We start from the raw sequence: 15853 nt of genomic DNA, 5'->3' as shown, positions 1-15853 counted from the left end.
TGGGTGCTCCTCACGGGTGGGGTCCGGCAGCCGGGCGGCCGCCGCGCTGCTCACGGTAGGTCCGGCGCGCGGGGCCCGCACCCGCGTGCGTCAGCCGACGTACTCCCAGTGCCACGGCTCGGGCTTGGAGCCGCCGATGCGGGCCCAGTCCGGGAGCGTCCAGCCGTACTCCTCGGCGTGCGCCAGCATCCAGTCGTGCTGGTCGGTGCCGAACGCGTACGCGTCGCCCCGAGGTCCACCGCGGTGCCGGTGCCGTGGTTCGAGGTGCCGGGCGTCGCGCAGAGGCTGCCCTTCTGCTGCCGGCACGCCACCTGCTGGCCGTAGGACCGGTAGGAGTCGGTGATGACCAGGTGGGTGCCGAAGGCGGCCGTGAAGGCGACGTCGAGCTGCTCGAGGGCCTCGGCGGCGTCGCACCGGAGCTGCTGGCCCGGAGCGAAGCCGAGCTCGCACAGTGCGGAGGACGGGATCTGGCCGTTCGCGTAGGAGTCGAGCGACGTCCGCTGGGCCTCCTTGCGGGCGGCCTCCGCGGCGGCCGCCGCGGCCTCCTGCGTGCGCTGGGTGACGACCTGGAGCTCGGCGGTGAGGGTGCTGACGCGCTCGACGGCGGCCGTGATGCGCGCGGTGGCCGGGTCCTCCGGCTGCGCCTCGGTCGTCGCGTCGTCGCCCGTCCCGCCGGTCGCCGTCGGGGACGGGTCGGGTGCGCCGACCGTGCCCGAGGTCGTCGTCGCACCCTCGTCCGCGGCGGCGTCGGCCGCGGAGTCCGCGGCGGCGTCCGCCACCGCGTCGGAGAGCGCCGAGCCGGACAGTACGGGGGCGGGCGCCCGCGCGGGGCGAGCGCGGCGATCGCCGGCTGCTCGGCCTGGGTCGTGGCGATCAGCGTGTCGAGCTCCGCGACCGCGGTGCTGAGCTCCGCCACGGCGTCCGCGGGGACGGCGGCGGCCGCGGCGTCGGCCCGTGCGTTGTCGGCGTCCTGCGCGACGGTGCTCGCGAGCACCACGGCGGCGCCGCGCTCCTGGACCGTCTCCGGGTCCGGCGCTGCCGCGGCGGGCGCGCTCGGCGTGGCGTCCGCCGCGTCGAGCGGGCGGGCCTCGCGGGCGCCGAGCACACCGCGGTCGGCGCCGACCGGCGCGATCGCGAAGCCGCCGACGCCCAGGGCCAGCCCGAGCGCGACGGCGCCCTGCGCCACGCGGGTCGACGACCGGCGCGGGACGCGACGGCGACGCCGCTCCGCGCGGTTCGGGGGCAGGTCGGCGGACGCGAGGGTGGCCGGCACGGCGACGCCGCGGGCGGGCGTGCGCACCGAGGGCCGGCCGTCGGCGCGGTGGGCGCCGCGCGTGCCCTGCTGGGCGGCGGCGCGTCGTCCACCGGGTGCCGCGGCGCGGCGGCCGGCGGGCGCGGCGTCCCGGACCGGGGGCACGGCGGGGTGCTGCCGGCGGCGGAGGGGAGGGAGGAGCGGGAGGGGCTGGAGGGGGCGGACGTCACGGCTGGGGTTGCTGCGCCTTCGATCGGGGTCGTCGGGGTCGACGCGGACGGTTCCGTCGCGGGGGCGACGGGCGCGGCGTCGGACCGGCCGGTGGGCGTGGCGACGCCCACCTCCCGTCCGGGGCGGGTGGGCGTGCGTGCCGCGGGGGCGGCCGGTCCCGCGGCACCGCGCGGGGCGGCATGCCGGCCGCGGGAGGTGCTCCGCGCCGCGGGCATGCTCTGACTCACGGACGACGAGGCTAAGCAGCGGACCTCGGCGCCGTTGGGGCGGGCCGCGCCCAGTTCGCGGAGATGCGGTGACGATCAGGCCCCCGGGGCTTCACACGATCCACACATCGAAGGACGTTCCGCGCGTGTCGTCGCCGGTCACGCCGCGCGCCGCAGCGCCGCGCGCGGCGGGAGTCGCCGCAGGTCGCGTGTGGTGCAGGTCACGCACCCGCATGGCGCCGCGACCCTCGCTCATCGAGCCGATCTGTGAGGAAACCGTGACGAATCGCCCAGAAGTTTGTACGGTGAGCCGAGTCATCCCGGGTCGTGACGGCGAGTCATGACCCGGTGCACGCTGCCTTCCCGCCGAAGAACGGACTCCCATGCCGCGTCGCTCGCTCCGTGCCTCGCTGACCGTCCTGGCGCTCGCCGCCACCACGACCCTGGGCACGGGCGGCGCCGCCTCCGCCGCGGGCCTACCGCTGGACCGGGCCGCAGCGCCACCCGCGCCCGCCTCCCCGGCACCCTCGCCGCGGACGCGGGGGCCCGATCGCCCCCGACGACGTCCTCGGGGCGATGGCGGACAAGGTCGCTCCCGGCCTGGTCGGCGCCGAGGGCACCGTCACCGCGTTCGTGCAGCTCGACACCCCCTCCGGGCTCGACGTGGCCGAGGACGGCGGCGACGCCGCTGCCGTGCAGGAGGCGACGGCGCAGGTCGAGCAGGTGGCCGAGGCCGTCGTGCCGGACGAGCAGGCGCCCGGCGCCCGGGCCGCCACCCCGGAGCCGACGCGGATCGCGACGCTCTCCAACCTGGTGTCCGGCACGCTCGTCACCGGCGACGCCGCCCGCGTCCGCGAGCTCGCGTCCTCCGACGACGTCGTGGCCGTCTACCGCGTGACGACCAAGACCCCGGACAACTCCTCCACCGACGCCTTCACGCGCGCCCTGCAGGTGTGGCAGGACACCGGCGAGACCGGTGAGGGCGTCCGGATCGGCGTCATCGACACCGGCCTCGACTACACCCACGCCGCGTTCGGCGGCCCGGGGACGGCCGAGGCGTACGCCACCGCGTACGGCACCGACGGCACGCAGCCCGTGCCCGACGGCCTGTTCGACCCGGCCAAGTACCTGGGCGGTCACGACTTCGCAGGCCCGCTGTACGACGCCGACCCCGCGTCCGAGCTGCCCGGCGCGACCCTGACGCCGACGCCGGACGAGAATCCGATCGACAGCCCGTACACCTCGGACAACTCGGGGCACGGCACCCACGTGGCGGGCACCGCGGCCGGCTACGGCGTGCAGCCCGACGGCACCACGTTCCGCGGCGACTACGCGTCGCTGACCGACCTGTCCGGCTGGGAGGTCGGGCCGGGGTCCGCGCCCGGCGCCGGCCTGTACGCCCTCAAGGTGTTCGGGGACATCGGCGGCTCGACCGACCTGACGGGGCTCGCCCTCGACTGGGCGGCCGACCCCGACGGCGACGGCGACTACAGCGACCACCTCGACGTCGTGAACCTGTCGCTCGGCGCCTCCGCGACCCCGTCGGACGACCCCGACAACCTGCTCATCGACCGGCTCTCCGACCTCGGCACCCTGGCGGTGCTGTCCGCGGGGAACTCCGGCGACATCACGGACGTCGGCGGCTCCCCCGGCTCGGCGGCCTCCGGCCTGACCGTCGCGAACTCCGTCGGCAGCCCGCAGACCTACGACGGCGTCGAGGTCACCGCGGCGCCCGACGCCTCGCTCGTGCGCACCTGGTCCGCGCAGAACTCGATCTCCTACACGGGGACCGAGGACGTCACCGCACCCGTGGTGTACCTGGGCGACGGCGTCGACGGCTGCACCCCGCTGGACGAGTACGCGGAGCAGGTCGCCGGGAACATCGTCTGGCTGTGGTGGGACGACGACGACGCCACCCGGGCCTGCGGCTCCGGCGCGCGGTGGAACAACGCCGAGGCCGCGGGCGCGGCGGGCGTGCTGATCGGCACCGAGTCGACCGTGTTCTCCGCCGGCATCGCCGGCAACGCGACGATCCCCGGCGCGCAGCTCACGGCCTCGTCGACGGACGCGCTGCTGCCCGCGATCCAGGCCGGCGGCGTCACCGCGCACATCGGCCCGTCCCTGGCGGCGTCCGTCGTGGCCGACGAGGTCGGCGACGCGCTGAACCCCGGGTCGTCGCGCGGCGCCCACGGCTCGCTCGGGATCGTCAAGCCCGACGTCGCGGCCCCGGGCACGCTGATCTTCTCGGCCGCCTCCGGGACCGGGAACGCCTCCCACTCGCTGTCCGGCACCTCCATGGCCTCGCCGCACGTCGCCGGCATCGCGGCGCTCGTCCGGGCGACGCAGCCGGGGTGGACGCCCGCGCAGGTCAAGGCGGCTCATGAACACCGCCACGCACGACGTGTGGACCGGGGCCGGCCAGACCGGCACCGCATACGGGCCGCAGCGCGTCGGGTCCGGCCGGGTGGACGCCCGCGCCGCGGTGGCCGACACCGTGCTGGCGTACGGCTCGGAGGACCCCGACCAGGTGTCCGTGACCTTCGGCGTCGTCGACGTCGGCGCCGAGCCCGTCACGCTCCGCAAGACCGTGACGGTGCAGAACACGGGCGACGCGGCCGTCACGTACGGCACCGCGTTCCAGGCGGCGACCACCACCGGGGGCGCGACCATCACGACCTCGCCGGCGAGCGTCACCGTCCCGGCGGGCCAGCAGCGGCTGGTGACCCTCACGCTGACCGCCGACCCGGCCACGCTCGAGCGGGAGATCGACCCGACGTCCGCGACGTCCCAGGGCGGCGTGCCCCGCGAGTACGTGGCGGCGCTCTCGGGGCGCCTCGTCCTGACGGCGGGTGACACGCAGCTGCGGGTGCCGGTCCAGGCCGCGCCCCGGCTCGTCTCGGAGCTGACCGCCGCGGACGTGTCCTTCCCGGACGCGGGCGCGACCACGGCGCCGCTGACGCTCTCCGGCCGCGGCGTGGACTCGGGCGGCTGGACGTCGCTGGTCGCTCCGCTCACGCTGGGCGCGACGAGCCCGAAGCTCGAGGACGTCCCCGGCTTCATCACCTCGGAGTCGGCGACCGCGTCGGGCGACCTGCGCTGGGTCGGCTGGACCTCCACGGCGCCGCAGCACGCCGCGGCCGGCGGCGACCCGGCCGACGGCTACCTGGGCATCGGCATCGCGGTGGACGGCGACTGGGCCACGCTCGGCCAGGCCGTGCTGCCGGTGGTCGACTGGGACCTCGACGCCGACGGGACCGCGGACGCGCAGACCGTCGTCCGCAAGCTCAGCGCGGCGACGGACGTCACGGTGGCCGCGACGTTCGACCTCGCGAGCGGCGACCTGGTGGACCTCCAGGGCGTCAACGGGGCGTTCGGCGACGTCGACACCACGGTGTTCGACAACTCGGTGCTGGTGGCGCCGGTGAGCATCGCGGCGCTCGGCCTGGAGCCGGGGCGACCCCGTCGGTGACCGTGTGGACGGCCTCCGACTACGCCGCGGACCCCAGCGGCCAGGTCGACGCCGCCGACGCGTTCACCGTCGACCCGTTCGACCCGCCGTACTGGTTCGACTCCGGCGTCCCGGACACCCTGTGGTCGGTCGCCGCGGACGGCACGGAGGTCACGGTGCACCGGTCCACGACGACGGGCGCCCCGGCGGACCGCCTGCTGGTGCTCCACAGCCACAACGCGGACCCGACCACCCGCGCGCAGGTGCTGGACGTCGCGGTCCCGGAGGCCACGGCGACCAGCACGACGCTCGACGTCTCGGGGCCGGCGCGGGTGGGCAAGGACCTCACGCTCACCGCCACGGTCGCCCCGGCGCAGGCCACGGGCACGGTCTCGTTCCGCGACGGGGACACGGAGGTCGCCACCGCCCCGGTCACGGACGGCACGGCCACGGCGACCGCCCGGCTGGGCGGCGGCCGGCACAGCCTCACGGCGGTGTACACGCCCGACAGCGGCGCCTGGGCGGCCTCCACGTCCGACCCCGTGGTGGTGCAGGTCAAGAAGGCCGGCTCGAGCACGAAGCTGGCGCTCTCCGCCTCCTCCGGCCGCTACGGCTCCCCCGTCACGGCGACCGTGACCGTCACGGGCCAGGGCGCCGTCCCGGCCGGCACCGTGGAGGTCCGCGAGCGCGGCACCGTCCTCGGCACCGCCGAGCTCGCGCCGGGCGACGGCACGTCGGCCACCGCGACGGTCGAGCTGCCGCGGGACCTGCGCGCGGGGTCGCACACCCTGACGGCCGTGTACGCCGGCAGCGCGGACGTGCAGGGCTCGCAGGCGCAGAAGTCGTACCGGGTCACCGCCGTCACGCCCCGCATCGCGCTGAGCACGGCGTCCTGGACGGTCTCGCGCGGGGCCACGCCGGACGTCACGGTGACGGTGACCGGCGTGACGGACGGCCCGGTGCCCGGGGGCAAGGTGACCCTGCTCGCCGGCCTGCGGCCCGTGGGCACCGTGTCGCTGACCGACGGCTCGGCGACCTTCACCCTGCCGAAGGTCACGCGGACCACCACCGTGACCGCCCTGTACACCGGGGACGGCGGCTACGGCCCGACGCTGACCGTGGGGGTGCTCCGGGTGCGCTGAGGGGGACGCGCCCGCCGGGCGGTGCGGCACGGAGGGGTGCCGCGCCGCCCGGGACCGGGGGGCGGCCGGACGGTCCGGGGTGATCCAGGGCCGGCCGGCCGCGGCGCGGCGGCTCGGGGGAACCGGCCGCGCGGAGGGGGTCACCGGGGGCGGTGACCCCCTCTCTCACGCCCGACGCGGACCGGCGCGGACCTGTGCGGACCTGCGCGGGCCTGCGGGCGCCGGCCGTCAGCGCTGCGCGAGCGCGGTCAGCACCCGGCGCACGCTCGACTCGAGCCCCCACCGCGCCGTGAGGTCGACGAGCGCCTCGCCGTCGACAGGCCCGCGCGGCAGCGTGAAGCGCTCCGGGTCCGCCGCACCGCCGGCCAGCCGCACCGGGGCGTCGGACGCCACCCGCACGACGCCGGGCGCGACCGCGAGGTACGCGTCGGCGTCGACCAGCCGGCGGCGCTGGGCGGCCGTCAGCCCGGCGTCCGCGGCGTCCCGCGCGGCGAGCACCGACGGCAGGTCGCCGTACCGGGCGAGCAGCGCCGCCGCGGTCTTCTCCCCGATCCCGGGGACACCCGGCAGGCCGTCGCTCGGGTCGCCGCGCAGCACCGCCATGTCCGCGTAGGCCGCGCCGGTGGCGACGGCGTACCGCTCGTGCAGCCGGGCCGCGTCCACCACCTCGACGTCCTTGATGCCGCGGACCGTGTACAGCACGCGGACGCCGGCGTCGTCGTCGACGAGCTGGAACAGGTCCCGGTCCCCCGTCACGACCAGCACGGGCGCGCCGGAGCCCGACGCGACCTCGCGCGCGGTGAGCGTGCCGATCACGTCGTCGGCCTCGTAGCCCTCGGCACCCGCCCGCGCGATGCCCAGGGCCGCCAGCACCTCCGCGATCACCGGCACCTGCGGCGCGAGCGCGTCCGGTACCTCCTCCGCGACCGCGACGACCCCCCTCGGCCGCCTCCGCCGCGGCCTGCGCGCCGCCGACCGCCCGGTGCGCCTTGTACGACGGGATGGCCGCGACGCGGAACGCCGGGCGCCAGTCCTCGTCCCAGCACGCCACCAGGCGCTCCGGCCGGTGGTCCGTCACCAGCCGCGCGATCATGTCGAGCAGCCCCCGCACCGCGTTCACGGGGGTGCCGTCCGGGGCGGTCACCGAGTCGGGGACCCCGTAGAACGCACGGAAGTAGAGCGACGCCGAGTCGAGCAGCATCAGCGAGCCGGGTCGGCTGGTCATCGGTCCTCCGGGGCCTGGGCGGGCGGTGCCGCGGGGAGACGGGCACGGCGGCAGTCTCGCCGGTCGCGGGCCGGGGCACCAGCAGCGTGGCCCGCGCGGGTGAGCCGCCTGCGCTCCCGGACCCGGCCCGTCGGGGCTCAGCGGCGGGCGGCCAGCCGGGCCAGGGTGACGGCGACCGCGTCCTCCGCGAGCGCGCCCCGCCAGTCCGGGCCCCGCTGCGCCGCCCACGTGCGCCACGCCGCTCCGCCCCACGTGCCCGCCGTCGACCACAGCGCCGCGGTCGCCGCCGGGAGCCACACGGACCGGCCGCGCTGCCGGGCGAGGGCCGCGCCGCCGAGCGCCGCCGCGACCGCGCGGCTCTGGGGCCCCGGGGGCAGCAGCCGGCTCGGCGTGCTCGGCAGCTTGTCCCCGACGAGCTCGACGGCCACGCCCGCCCGGGTGAGCAGGCGCGTCACGCCCCGCGAGCCGGGGTCCGCGAGCGCCGGCGCGGCGACGGCGAGCGACGCCCGGCTGCCGGCGGCGACGCCGAGGACCGCCGCGCGCAGCAGCAGGCCCGCCCGGGTGCCCGACGCCGTCCGGCGGGCGTCCCGCGTGCCGCCGCGTCGCGCGCGACCGGCCCCGGGGAGCGCAACCGTCGGGTCGGTCGCGCCGACCCGCCCGTGGCGCGCGTGGTGCCGGTCGTGGTGGTGGTCGCCTGCGCGGTGTCGTCGGCCCATGTCCCGACGGTCGCGCGCCCTGCGCCGGACGGCAACCGCAGGCGCTCCCCGCGAGCCCCGCCACGACCTCCGGGCGCGACCTCCCCGGCGGACGCGACGGGCGGGGCGGGCCCCCTCCGGCCCGCCCCGCCCGTTCCCTCCCGGCCGCCCCTCCGCGGCCGGTCACCGGGTCGTCCTGCGCCGGCTCACCGGCGCCCGACGTCACCCGGCGAAGTCGAGCTGCTCCTCCGCGACGGCCACGACGCTCCACGTGCCGCCGTCCGTGTCCGTGAGCTCGTACGCCGGGACCAGCAGCGCGGCGCCGTCCGGCTGGTACAGCACCGTCACGCCCAGGCGGGCGCCGGTCAGGGTCACGTGCTGCACCGGCCAGGCGATGGCCGCACCCGGCGTCGCGGTGGGCGGCACCGTCGGGTCGGCGGACGGGTCCGCCGTCACCGCCGCGTCGTCCGAGGCCTCGGCGCGGGCGAGCGGCATCACGCCGCCCCAGCCGCCGCCGAACCGCGGGTCCTCGAGCCGTGCCGCGGCCGTCGCCGCGCCGACCACCGGGTACTCCCCGAGGTCCACGAGCGGCGCGAGCCCCCCGTACAGCGACTGCACGCCGCCGTCGACCAGCGTGAGGTTCCAGGCCAGGCCCGTGCGCTGCCCGTCGACGACCTGGTCCGCGAGCACCGTGCTGGCCCGCGGGGTGCCCGCGTCCGCGACCTCGTACACGAACCCGTCCGGGTCCACGCCCAGCTCGGCCAGCAGGTCGCGCGCCGCCGCGACCGCCGCGTCACCCGTCGGCGCGTCGCCGCCCGCGGCGGGGTCGCACGACGCCGACGGGTCGACCGGCACGCCCGGGTCGACGAGGCCGGGCTCGATGGTCGCGACGTCGCCGGGGGCCGGCGCGGTGCCGTCGGTGCCGTCGGTGCCGTCGGTGCCCTCGGCGCCCTCCGTGCCGCCGCCCGCCTCGGGCAGGCCCGGCTCGTCGGCGGCGGACGCCGTGCACGCCCACGGGTCGCGGGTCGGGTCGTAGTAGCTGATGCTCGCGGTGCCGTCCGGCTGGAGGGACACGCTCGGCCCGCTGCCGTCGTCCGGTCCGACCGTCCACGCCCCCCACTGCAGGCGGGGCTCGCCGGTCACGCCCAGCGCCGCCGCGACCCGCGCGACCGTCTCGGCCGAGAACACCGACGCCGCGTCCAGGGCCCAGGCGTGGGCGGTGCCGGCGTCGTCCGGCAGGCCCTGGGCGGTGAACTCCGCGCGCCCGCTGCCGAACCCGGGGGCGATCCGCATGGCGTCCGCGCCCGCGGCCGTCTCCGGGCCGTCGGCCGCGCCGGAGAGCCCGGTCGCCCCGCCCTGCCCGAGCACGATCGGGCCGGCGGTCCCGGCCAGGTCGTCCCCGCCGTCGCCGGCCGCGCCGATCGCGTAGCCGCCGCCACCGGCCAGCAGGGCCGCGCCCACCCCCACCGCCGCGACCTGCAGCCACCGGCTGCGGCGCCGTCCCGCCAGCGTGGTCACCGTCGCGCCGTCCGGGGGCACGTCGGCCCCGTCGCGCGGCGCCGCCCCGTCACCCGCCGTGCGGCGCGCGACCTCGGCGCGCAGCGCGCCGGCGTCGAGCCGCGCGTCCGCCGCGGGGTCCGCGGCACGCAGCCGCGCGAACGCCTCGTCGTCCCCGGCGTCCCCGGGCTGCGGGTGGGGGTGCTGCTGCTCGTCCACGTCGGCCTCCTGGTCGCTGGCGCCCGCGGCGTCCGGCCGGGGCGCGTCCACCCCGTGTGTGTGGCGGGCGCGCCCGCGCTTGCACCCGACGGGTCGGCGACCCGCCGGGCCGGGTCAGTCGGCGGCCCACACCTCGCGCAGCCGGGACCGCGCCCGGGAGAGCGCCGCGTCGGCACCGCCCCGCGAGACGCCGAGCACGAGCGCCAGGTCGTCCCCCGTCACGCCCTCCCACGCCGTGAGCAGCAGCACCTGCCGGTCCCGCGCGCTCAGCCGGCCGAGCGCCTCGCGGACCCGCTCGTCGCGCACGGCGTGCACCGCGGGGTCCGCCGGGTCCGGCTCGTCCGGCACCTCCGCGACCGGGACCGGGCGGCCCTTGCGCCGGTGGTTCGCCAGCACGAACCCGGCCGCGCGGTACAGCCACGCGAGCTCCATGCCCTCCGGCAGCTCGTCGCGGCGCCGCCAGGCCACGGTGAGCACGTCGGCCGCGAGGTCCTCGGCGTCCTCCCCGGCGCCACGGCGCAGCAGGTAGCGGTGCACCGCGCGGGCGTGCGCGCGGAACAGGTCGTCGAACCACGCGTCCCCCCGGGCGGCCCCCGGCGGCACTCCGCGGTCCGCGCCTGCGTCCGCGGGGAGCCCGGGACCGGTGCCGGCGGGCGTCGCGGCACCCCCGGGCGACGGCGCCCCGGGCGGGCGCGCGTCGGAGGCGTCGGCGGTCGGCCCGGCGGCAGGCTGCTGGCGGCTGTGCACGCGATCCCCTCGGGTGGTCGGCCGGCGCCTGGGACGGGCCGGTGACCCTACTGTGTCGCGACGCGCACGCGTCTTGCACCGGCTCGCCGACCGGTTCCTCAGCGCGGCTCCGGGCCGACCGGGGAGATCCCGAGCTCGTGCACCAGCAGCAGGAACGCGCGCCCGTACGGCGTCTCGGCGGTCTCCCGGCGGACGCGGTGCCAGTCGACCTGCTCGCGGAGCGCCCGGACCATCGCGATCATCCGGGTGAAGTCGCAGTAGTGCTCCCCGAGCACCCGCATCTTCGCGGAGATGATGTCCGTCGCGTCCAGCACCGGCATGCGCACGGCGAGCACCTCCATGGTGTCGCTGCGGGCCAGCATCTCCCGGGTGATCGGCTCCCCCACCATGCGGTAGAGCACGTCGACGAGGGCACCGCGGTGGTACGCCTTGAACAGCCAGTTCTCGGCGGGCTCGCGGACGTCCAGCCCGGCGGCCGCGATCGCCTCCTGGGCCCGGGGCACGTCCTCCTGCGTCACCGCGAAGTCGGCGTCGTGGCTCGGCTCCGGCGCGCCGCGCGCCCAGGCTGCGTACCCGCCGACCAGCGCGAACGGGATCCCGGCGTCCTCCAGGGCGACGGCCGTCATGCGCAGCGCGTCCTGCAGGGCCGCCCGCGGGTCGTCCGGCGCGGCGGCGCCCGCCTGGACCTCGGCACCCGGCGCGCCGGCTCCCGGCGTTGCGTCGCTCATGGCGACGTGTGTACACGACGACGGGCGCAGCCGCAGGCCGACGGGGACAATCGGATCGTGCGACTCGCGACCTTCAACATCCTGCACGGGCGCGGCCTCAGCGACGGCAGGGTCGACCTCGACCGGTTCGCCGGAGCGGTGCGCGGCCTGGACGCCGACGTCCTGGCGCTCCAGGAGGTCGACCGGGACCAGCCGCGCTCCCACCAGGCGGACCTCACGGCCGTCGCCGCCGAGGCGATGGGCGCCGGCGAGCACCGGTTCGTCGCGACGCTCCACGGCCACCCCGGCACCTGGACCGCCGCGACCGGCGAGGACCAGCCGGCGATCGCCGCCTACGGCATCGCGCTGCTCAGCCGGCACCCGGTCTCGTCGTGGCGGGTCCTGACGCTGCCGACGCTGCGCCGGCGCGTGCCGATGGTGCACCGGGGGACGCGGCGGCCGTCCCTCGTGCAGGACGAGCAGCGGGCGGCGCTCGCCGCGCGGGTCGAGACGCCCGCGGGCCCGGTGACCGTGGTGGCGACCCACCTCACCTTCATCACGGGGTGGAACGTCGTGCAGCTCCGGCACCTCGTACGGGCCTGCCGAGCGCTGCCGCGTCCGCTCGCCGTCGTCGGCGACCTCAACCTGGAGGGCTCGGTGCCGCAGCGGGTCACGGGCTGGCGCTCCGTGGGCCGCGTCGACACGTTCCCGGTCGAGGTCCCGGACCGGCAGATCGACCACGTGCTGCTCGACGGGCCGGTGGAGCCGTCGAGCGAGCCGGTCGCCGTCGACACGGGGATGTCGGACCACCGGGCCCTCGTGGTGGACCTGGCGCTCGGCCGTCGCTGACGCCCGGACCGGACGCGCGGTCGACTCAGTCGGCCTCGGGGTCGACGACGAACCAGACCGTCTTGCCCTCGCCGTCGTGCAGGTCGACGCCCCACGTCCGTGACAGCGCCTCCACGAGCGCCATGCCGCGCCCGGAGACCGCGGTCGGCGCGGGGTGCTGCACCTGCGGAGGGGCGGGGCTCTCGTCGCTCACCGACACGCGCACCCCGCGGTGGTCGATCCGGACCGCGACACGCACCCGGCCGTGCTCCGGCCCGTGCACGACGGCGTTCGCGACGACCTCGCCCGTCAGCAGCTCGATCACCTGGTTCGCGGAGCCCTGCACGCCCGACGCGGCGACCCGGTGCATGATCCAGTGCCGCGCCGCGCGGGGGGCGGAGCGCCGGGCGTCGAGGACGAGCTCGTCGTGCTCCGCGCGTGCGTCCGCACGCCTCGCTCCCGGCGCCGAACGGAGGTCCCTGACGTCACCCACCCGCCTACTGTGCCCGACGCGGCGCCGCTCCGCTGCGCGAACGCCACACCGTGGACGCACCGGGTGGGTCGCCCGGACCGGCCGGGGCTTCCTCCGGGGGGCGGGCGGACGTACGGTCGCAGGGCGCGGAGCGGCCGGGAGGAGCGCGGATGGCGGGGGGCGCGAGCACGTCCGGGATGACGCTGGGCACGGCCGCGGGGCGCGGGACGCTGCTCGCCACGGTGCTCGGGTCCGCGCTGGTGTTCCTCGACGGGACGATCGTCGGGATCGCGCTGCCCACCATCGCGGACGACCTGGGCGCCACCACCGCGGGCCTGCAGTGGACCGTCAACGGCTACGCGCTGACGCTCGCCGCGCTGCTGCTGCTCGGCGGCTCGCTGGGCGACCGGTTCGGCCGCCGGCGGCTGTTCCTCGTCGGGACGGTGGCGTTCGCCGACGCGTCGGTGCTCTGCGCGCTCGCGCCGACCGTGGGGCTGCTCGTCGCCGCGCGGGCGCTGCAGGGCGTCGGCGGCGCCCTGCTCACCCCCGGGTCGCTGGCGATCCTGCAGGGCTCGTTCGCGGAGCAGGACCGGGCCCGCGCGATCGGGGCGTGGTCGGGCCTGTCGGGCGCGGCCGGCGCGATCGCCCCGTTCCTCGGCGGCTGGATCGTCGAGGAGGCCGGCTGGCGCTGGGTGTTCGGGATCAACATCCCGCTCGCCGCGCTGGTCGTCGTCGTCGCGCTGCGGTGGGTGCCGGAGTCGTCGGACCCCGAGGCGCCGCGCCGCCTCGACTGGCTCGGGACCGTCCTCGCCGGGACGAGCCTCGGGGCGCTGACGTGGTCGCTGACCGCCTGGTCGGAGCGCGGCCGGGCCGACGCCACGGTGGCCGCCGTCGGGGTCGCCGGCGTCCTGGCGCTGGGCGCCTTCGTTGCCGCCGAGGCCCGCTCCGACCACGCCGCGCTCCCGCTGCGGCTGTTCCGCTGGCGACCGTTCGCCGCCGTGAACCTGGCGACGCTGCTCGTGTACGCCGCGCTGACCGGGATCTTCTTCTTCCTGCCGGTGACGCTGCAGGTGGTCGTCGGCTGGTCACCGCTCGCGGCGGGCGTCGCGGCGCTGCCGTCCACGCTGCTGATGCTGCTGCTGTCCGCACGCGGCGGGGCCCTGGGCGCCCGGATCGGTCCCCGCATCCCCATGACCGCCGGGCCGCTGCTCGCGGGGGCGGGTGCGCTGCTGCTCGCCGGGATCGGGCCGGGCACCGGGTACGTCGCGGGCGTGCTGCCCGGGGTCGTCGTGGTCGGCGCGGGTCTGGTGCTCACCGTCGCGCCCCTGACAGCCACCGCCCTGGGCGCGGCGCCCGACCACCTCGCCGGCGTCGCGTCGGCCACGAACAACGCCGTCGCGCGGGTCGCGGGCCTGCTCGCGGTGGCCGTGCTGCCGCTCGTCGCCGGGGTCGGGGCGGGGCTGTCCGACCCGACGGTGCTGGCCGGTGCCCACCCGGTCGCCATGCGGGCGTGCGCGGTACTCATGGCCGCGGGTGCCGCGGTCGCGGCCGTCGGCGTCCCCGGGTCGGCGGCAGCCGTCCGCCCTCCCGACCCGCGCCGGGTCCCCCGGACGGAGGCCTGAGGGCGGTCCCGTCGGCTGTCGGTGGTGTCCGGCACGATGAGGGCATGCCCGACTACGTCGCCCACCTGACCGTCCCCGACGTGCCGGACGACGAGACGCGTGCCGGCATGGCGGACGCCCTCGGTGCGCTGCGCGACGACGCGCCGCCGGCGTTCACCGGCGGCCGCGTCACGTTCGACCTGCGGGGCGAGGCGCCCGACCTCGAGACCGCGGTCCGGGTCGCCCGCGCCCACGCCGCCGAGGTGCTCGACGACCTCGCCTGGGAGGTCGAGGTCGAGGTGCTGGGCTGAGCCCCCCGGCGGCGGACCGGTCGGTCAGCGCGGACCGGCGGCCGGGTCCTGCGGGCCCTGACCCGGGGCGGGCGGGTACGGCTGACCGGCGTCGGGCTGCGCCGCGGAGGGCTGCTGCGCCTGGTACGGCGGGTACGGCGGCTGCTGCACCGGTCGCGAGCCGGGGAAGGCCGCGTCGTAGGCCGAGGGGCCGTGCGTCCGGGCCACCCAGTCCTCGCCCGGCATGAAGATCCACAGCAGCGGGTAGATCAGCAGCGGGCTCCCGGGCAGCACGATCAGCACGATCACGAACAGCCACCGCATGGGCCACGCGTCCATGCCGAACCGTCGCGCGAGCCCGCTGCACACGCCGCCGAGCACGCGGCCGTCGAGCGGGCGCACCAGGCCGTTGCGCCACATCGCCTCGTAGATGCCGGTCATCGTCAGTCACTCCTGTCGTCTCGGGTGTCGCCGTCGCGACACCTCCTACGGTGCCGGGCGGGGGCGTGCGGCACATCCGGGGCGGACCCTGGCCCGACCCTGAACCGCACCCTGACGATCAGCGCAGGTGCACCCGGACGCCGTCCTCCTCGACGGAGAACCGCACCGCCGCGAGGTCGGCCACCACGAGGTCGGCGCCGGCGGGCCCGTCGGGCTCCGTGGTGCGCAGTCCGAGCGTCGCGGCCCCCGCGGCGCGGCCCGCGGCCACGCCGGACGCGGCGTCCTCGACGACGAGGCACCGCCGCGGGTCCGCCCCCAGCAGCGCGGCACCGGCCAGGTACGGCTCCGGGTCGGGCTTGCCGCGCGCGACGTCGTCGGCCGTGACGACCGCGGTCGGCACCGCGAGGCCGACGGCGCCGACCCGCGCGGCCGCGAGCCGCCGCCCGCACGACGTCACGAGGGCGGCCCTGCCCGCCGCCCCGAGCAGCGTCAGGGCGTCGCCGGCGCCCGGCAGCTCCTCGATGCCCTCGGTGTCCGCGACCTCCAGCTCCACCACGCGGTCGAGCGCGGCCGCCCGGACCTCGGCCGGGGCGTCCGGCAGCAGCAGGTCGACGATGTCGCGCGCCGGCACCCCGTGGAACCCGAACGGGCTGAGGTCGTCGGTCGGCATCCCGAACTCCTGCGCGAGGCGTAGCCAGCACCGCTCGACGGACCGCGTGGAGGAGATCAGCGTCCCGTCCATGTCGAGCAGCACGGCGTCGAAGACCTCCGCGAGGACGTCCCGCGGGGTGTCGGACGGGGTCGTGGCGGCGGGGCCGGTGGGCGTCGTCATGGCCCCGAGCCTCGCACGTC

14 protein-coding genes and 1 pseudogene are annotated in these 15853 nt (G+C 78.0%); 5 read left to right on the top strand and 10 right to left on the bottom strand.

All coding sequences use genetic code 11. The features are described 5' to 3' along the window. Positions 1 to 50: 50 nt before the first annotated feature. Together P9841_RS15270 and P9841_RS15265 are read right to left on the bottom strand one after the other, a co-directional pair. Positions 51 to 779, bottom strand: coding sequence for a M15 family metallopeptidase (locus P9841_RS15270; RefSeq protein ID WP_283319479.1), 729 nt, complete (start codon positions 777 to 779; stop codon positions 51 to 53). A gap of 1022 nt (positions 780 to 1801) precedes the next feature. Then, positions 1802 to 2008, bottom strand: a complete 207-nt coding sequence (locus P9841_RS15265; protein WP_283319478.1) for a hypothetical protein — start codon at positions 2006 to 2008, stop codon at positions 1802 to 1804. Between the two features lie 257 nt (positions 2009 to 2265). Here P9841_RS15265 and P9841_RS15260 point away from each other — a divergent pair, with 257 nt between their 5' ends. Together P9841_RS15260 and P9841_RS15255 are read left to right on the top strand one after the other, a co-directional pair. Beyond that, positions 2266 to 4542, top strand: a complete 2277-nt coding sequence (locus tag P9841_RS15260) for a S8 family peptidase (protein WP_283319477.1) — start codon at positions 2266 to 2268, stop codon at positions 4540 to 4542. Between the two features lie 612 nt (positions 4543 to 5154). Next, positions 5155 to 6279 carry an Ig-like domain-containing protein gene (locus tag P9841_RS15255; RefSeq protein WP_283319476.1) on the top strand — a complete coding sequence of 375 codons (1125 nt, stop codon included), beginning with the start codon at positions 5155 to 5157 and terminating at the stop codon, positions 6277 to 6279. Between the two features lie 228 nt (positions 6280 to 6507). Here the strand turns inward: P9841_RS15255 and P9841_RS15250 are convergent. The 5 genes and pseudogenes from P9841_RS15250 to P9841_RS15230 form a co-directional block, all read right to left on the bottom strand. Next, a pseudogene (locus P9841_RS15250) lies at positions 6508 to 7504 on the bottom strand (5'-3' exonuclease). A 137-nt stretch (positions 7505 to 7641) separates the two neighbouring features. Continuing rightward, complete coding sequence (locus P9841_RS15245) at positions 7642 to 8220, bottom strand: hypothetical protein (protein WP_283319475.1); 579 nt, start codon at positions 8218 to 8220, stop codon at positions 7642 to 7644. Between the two features lie 201 nt (positions 8221 to 8421). Beyond that, positions 8422 to 9966 (bottom strand): hypothetical protein, encoded by a 1545-nt coding sequence (locus tag P9841_RS15240; RefSeq protein ID WP_283319474.1) that lies wholly within the window; start codon positions 9964 to 9966, stop codon positions 8422 to 8424. A gap of 63 nt (positions 9967 to 10029) precedes the next feature. After that, entirely contained in the window at positions 10030 to 10662 is a 633-nt protein-coding gene (locus P9841_RS15235; protein ID WP_349306905.1) for an RNA polymerase sigma factor, read from the bottom strand. Positions 10663 to 10760: 98 nt separating this feature from the next. Further along, positions 10761 to 11390, bottom strand: a complete 630-nt coding sequence (locus P9841_RS15230) for a nucleotidyltransferase family protein (RefSeq protein WP_283319473.1) — start codon at positions 11388 to 11390, stop codon at positions 10761 to 10763. 57 nt (positions 11391 to 11447) lie between these two features. Here P9841_RS15230 and P9841_RS15225 point away from each other — a divergent pair, with 57 nt between their 5' ends. Further along, complete coding sequence (locus P9841_RS15225) at positions 11448 to 12218, top strand: endonuclease/exonuclease/phosphatase family protein (protein ID WP_283319472.1); 771 nt, start codon at positions 11448 to 11450, stop codon at positions 12216 to 12218. A 25-nt stretch (positions 12219 to 12243) separates the two neighbouring features. Here P9841_RS15225 and P9841_RS15220 read toward each other — a convergent pair whose 3' ends face one another. Further along, on the bottom strand, positions 12244 to 12690 hold the full coding sequence (locus tag P9841_RS15220; protein WP_283319471.1) for an ATP-binding protein: 447 nt from the start codon (positions 12688 to 12690) through the stop codon (positions 12244 to 12246). A 149-nt stretch (positions 12691 to 12839) separates the two neighbouring features. On the opposite strand from P9841_RS15220, the gene P9841_RS15215 reads away from it, so the two are divergent. Together P9841_RS15215 and P9841_RS15210 are read left to right on the top strand one after the other, a co-directional pair. Continuing rightward, positions 12840 to 14291 (top strand): DHA2 family efflux MFS transporter permease subunit, encoded by a 1452-nt coding sequence (locus P9841_RS15215; protein ID WP_283319470.1) that lies wholly within the window; start codon positions 12840 to 12842, stop codon positions 14289 to 14291. A gap of 44 nt (positions 14292 to 14335) precedes the next feature. Further along, positions 14336 to 14581, top strand: a complete 246-nt coding sequence (locus P9841_RS15210; RefSeq protein ID WP_283319469.1) for a hypothetical protein — start codon at positions 14336 to 14338, stop codon at positions 14579 to 14581. Between the two features lie 24 nt (positions 14582 to 14605). Here P9841_RS15210 and P9841_RS15205 read toward each other — a convergent pair whose 3' ends face one another. Both P9841_RS15205 and P9841_RS15200 read right to left on the bottom strand, forming a co-directional pair. Then, on the bottom strand, positions 14606 to 15001 hold the full coding sequence (locus P9841_RS15205; protein WP_283319468.1) for a PspC domain-containing protein: 396 nt from the start codon (positions 14999 to 15001) through the stop codon (positions 14606 to 14608). 118 nt (positions 15002 to 15119) lie between these two features. Further along, positions 15120 to 15833, bottom strand: a complete 714-nt coding sequence (locus tag P9841_RS15200; RefSeq protein WP_283319467.1) for an HAD-IA family hydrolase — start codon at positions 15831 to 15833, stop codon at positions 15120 to 15122. Positions 15834 to 15853: the final 20 nt, after the last annotated feature.

Source organism: Cellulomonas sp. ES6, from assembly GCF_030053835.1.
In the GTDB taxonomy this organism is placed as follows: domain Bacteria; phylum Actinomycetota; class Actinomycetes; order Actinomycetales; family Cellulomonadaceae; genus Cellulomonas.
Note: the sequence above shows the minus strand (reverse complement) of the source record. Positions and strands in the feature narration are given on the sequence as shown.

Bases quoted from the DNA above. Each gene is read 5' to 3' on its own strand.
- P9841_RS15210 (WP_283319469.1), top strand. From the start codon at position 14,336: ATGCCCGACTACGTCGCCCACCTGACCGTCCCCGACGTGCCGGACGAC.
- P9841_RS15200 (WP_283319467.1), bottom strand. From the start codon at position 15,833: ATGACGACGCCCACCGGCCCCGCCGCCACGACCCCGTCCGACACCCCG.
- P9841_RS15215 (WP_283319470.1), top strand. From the start codon at position 12,840: ATGGCGGGGGGCGCGAGCACGTCCGGGATGACGCTGGGCACGGCCGCG.
- P9841_RS15205 (WP_283319468.1), bottom strand. From the start codon at position 15,001: ATGACCGGCATCTACGAGGCGATGTGGCGCAACGGCCTGGTGCGCCCG.
- P9841_RS15230 (WP_283319473.1), bottom strand. From the start codon at position 11,390: ATGAGCGACGCAACGCCGGGAGCCGGCGCGCCGGGTGCCGAGGTCCAG.
- P9841_RS15265 (WP_283319478.1), bottom strand. From the start codon at position 2,008: ATGACTCGGCTCACCGTACAAACTTCTGGGCGATTCGTCACGGTTTCC.
- P9841_RS15245 (WP_283319475.1), bottom strand. From the start codon at position 8,220: ATGGGCCGACGACACCGCGCAGGCGACCACCACCACGACCGGCACCAC.
- P9841_RS15260 (WP_283319477.1), top strand. From the start codon at position 2,266: ATGGCGGACAAGGTCGCTCCCGGCCTGGTCGGCGCCGAGGGCACCGTC.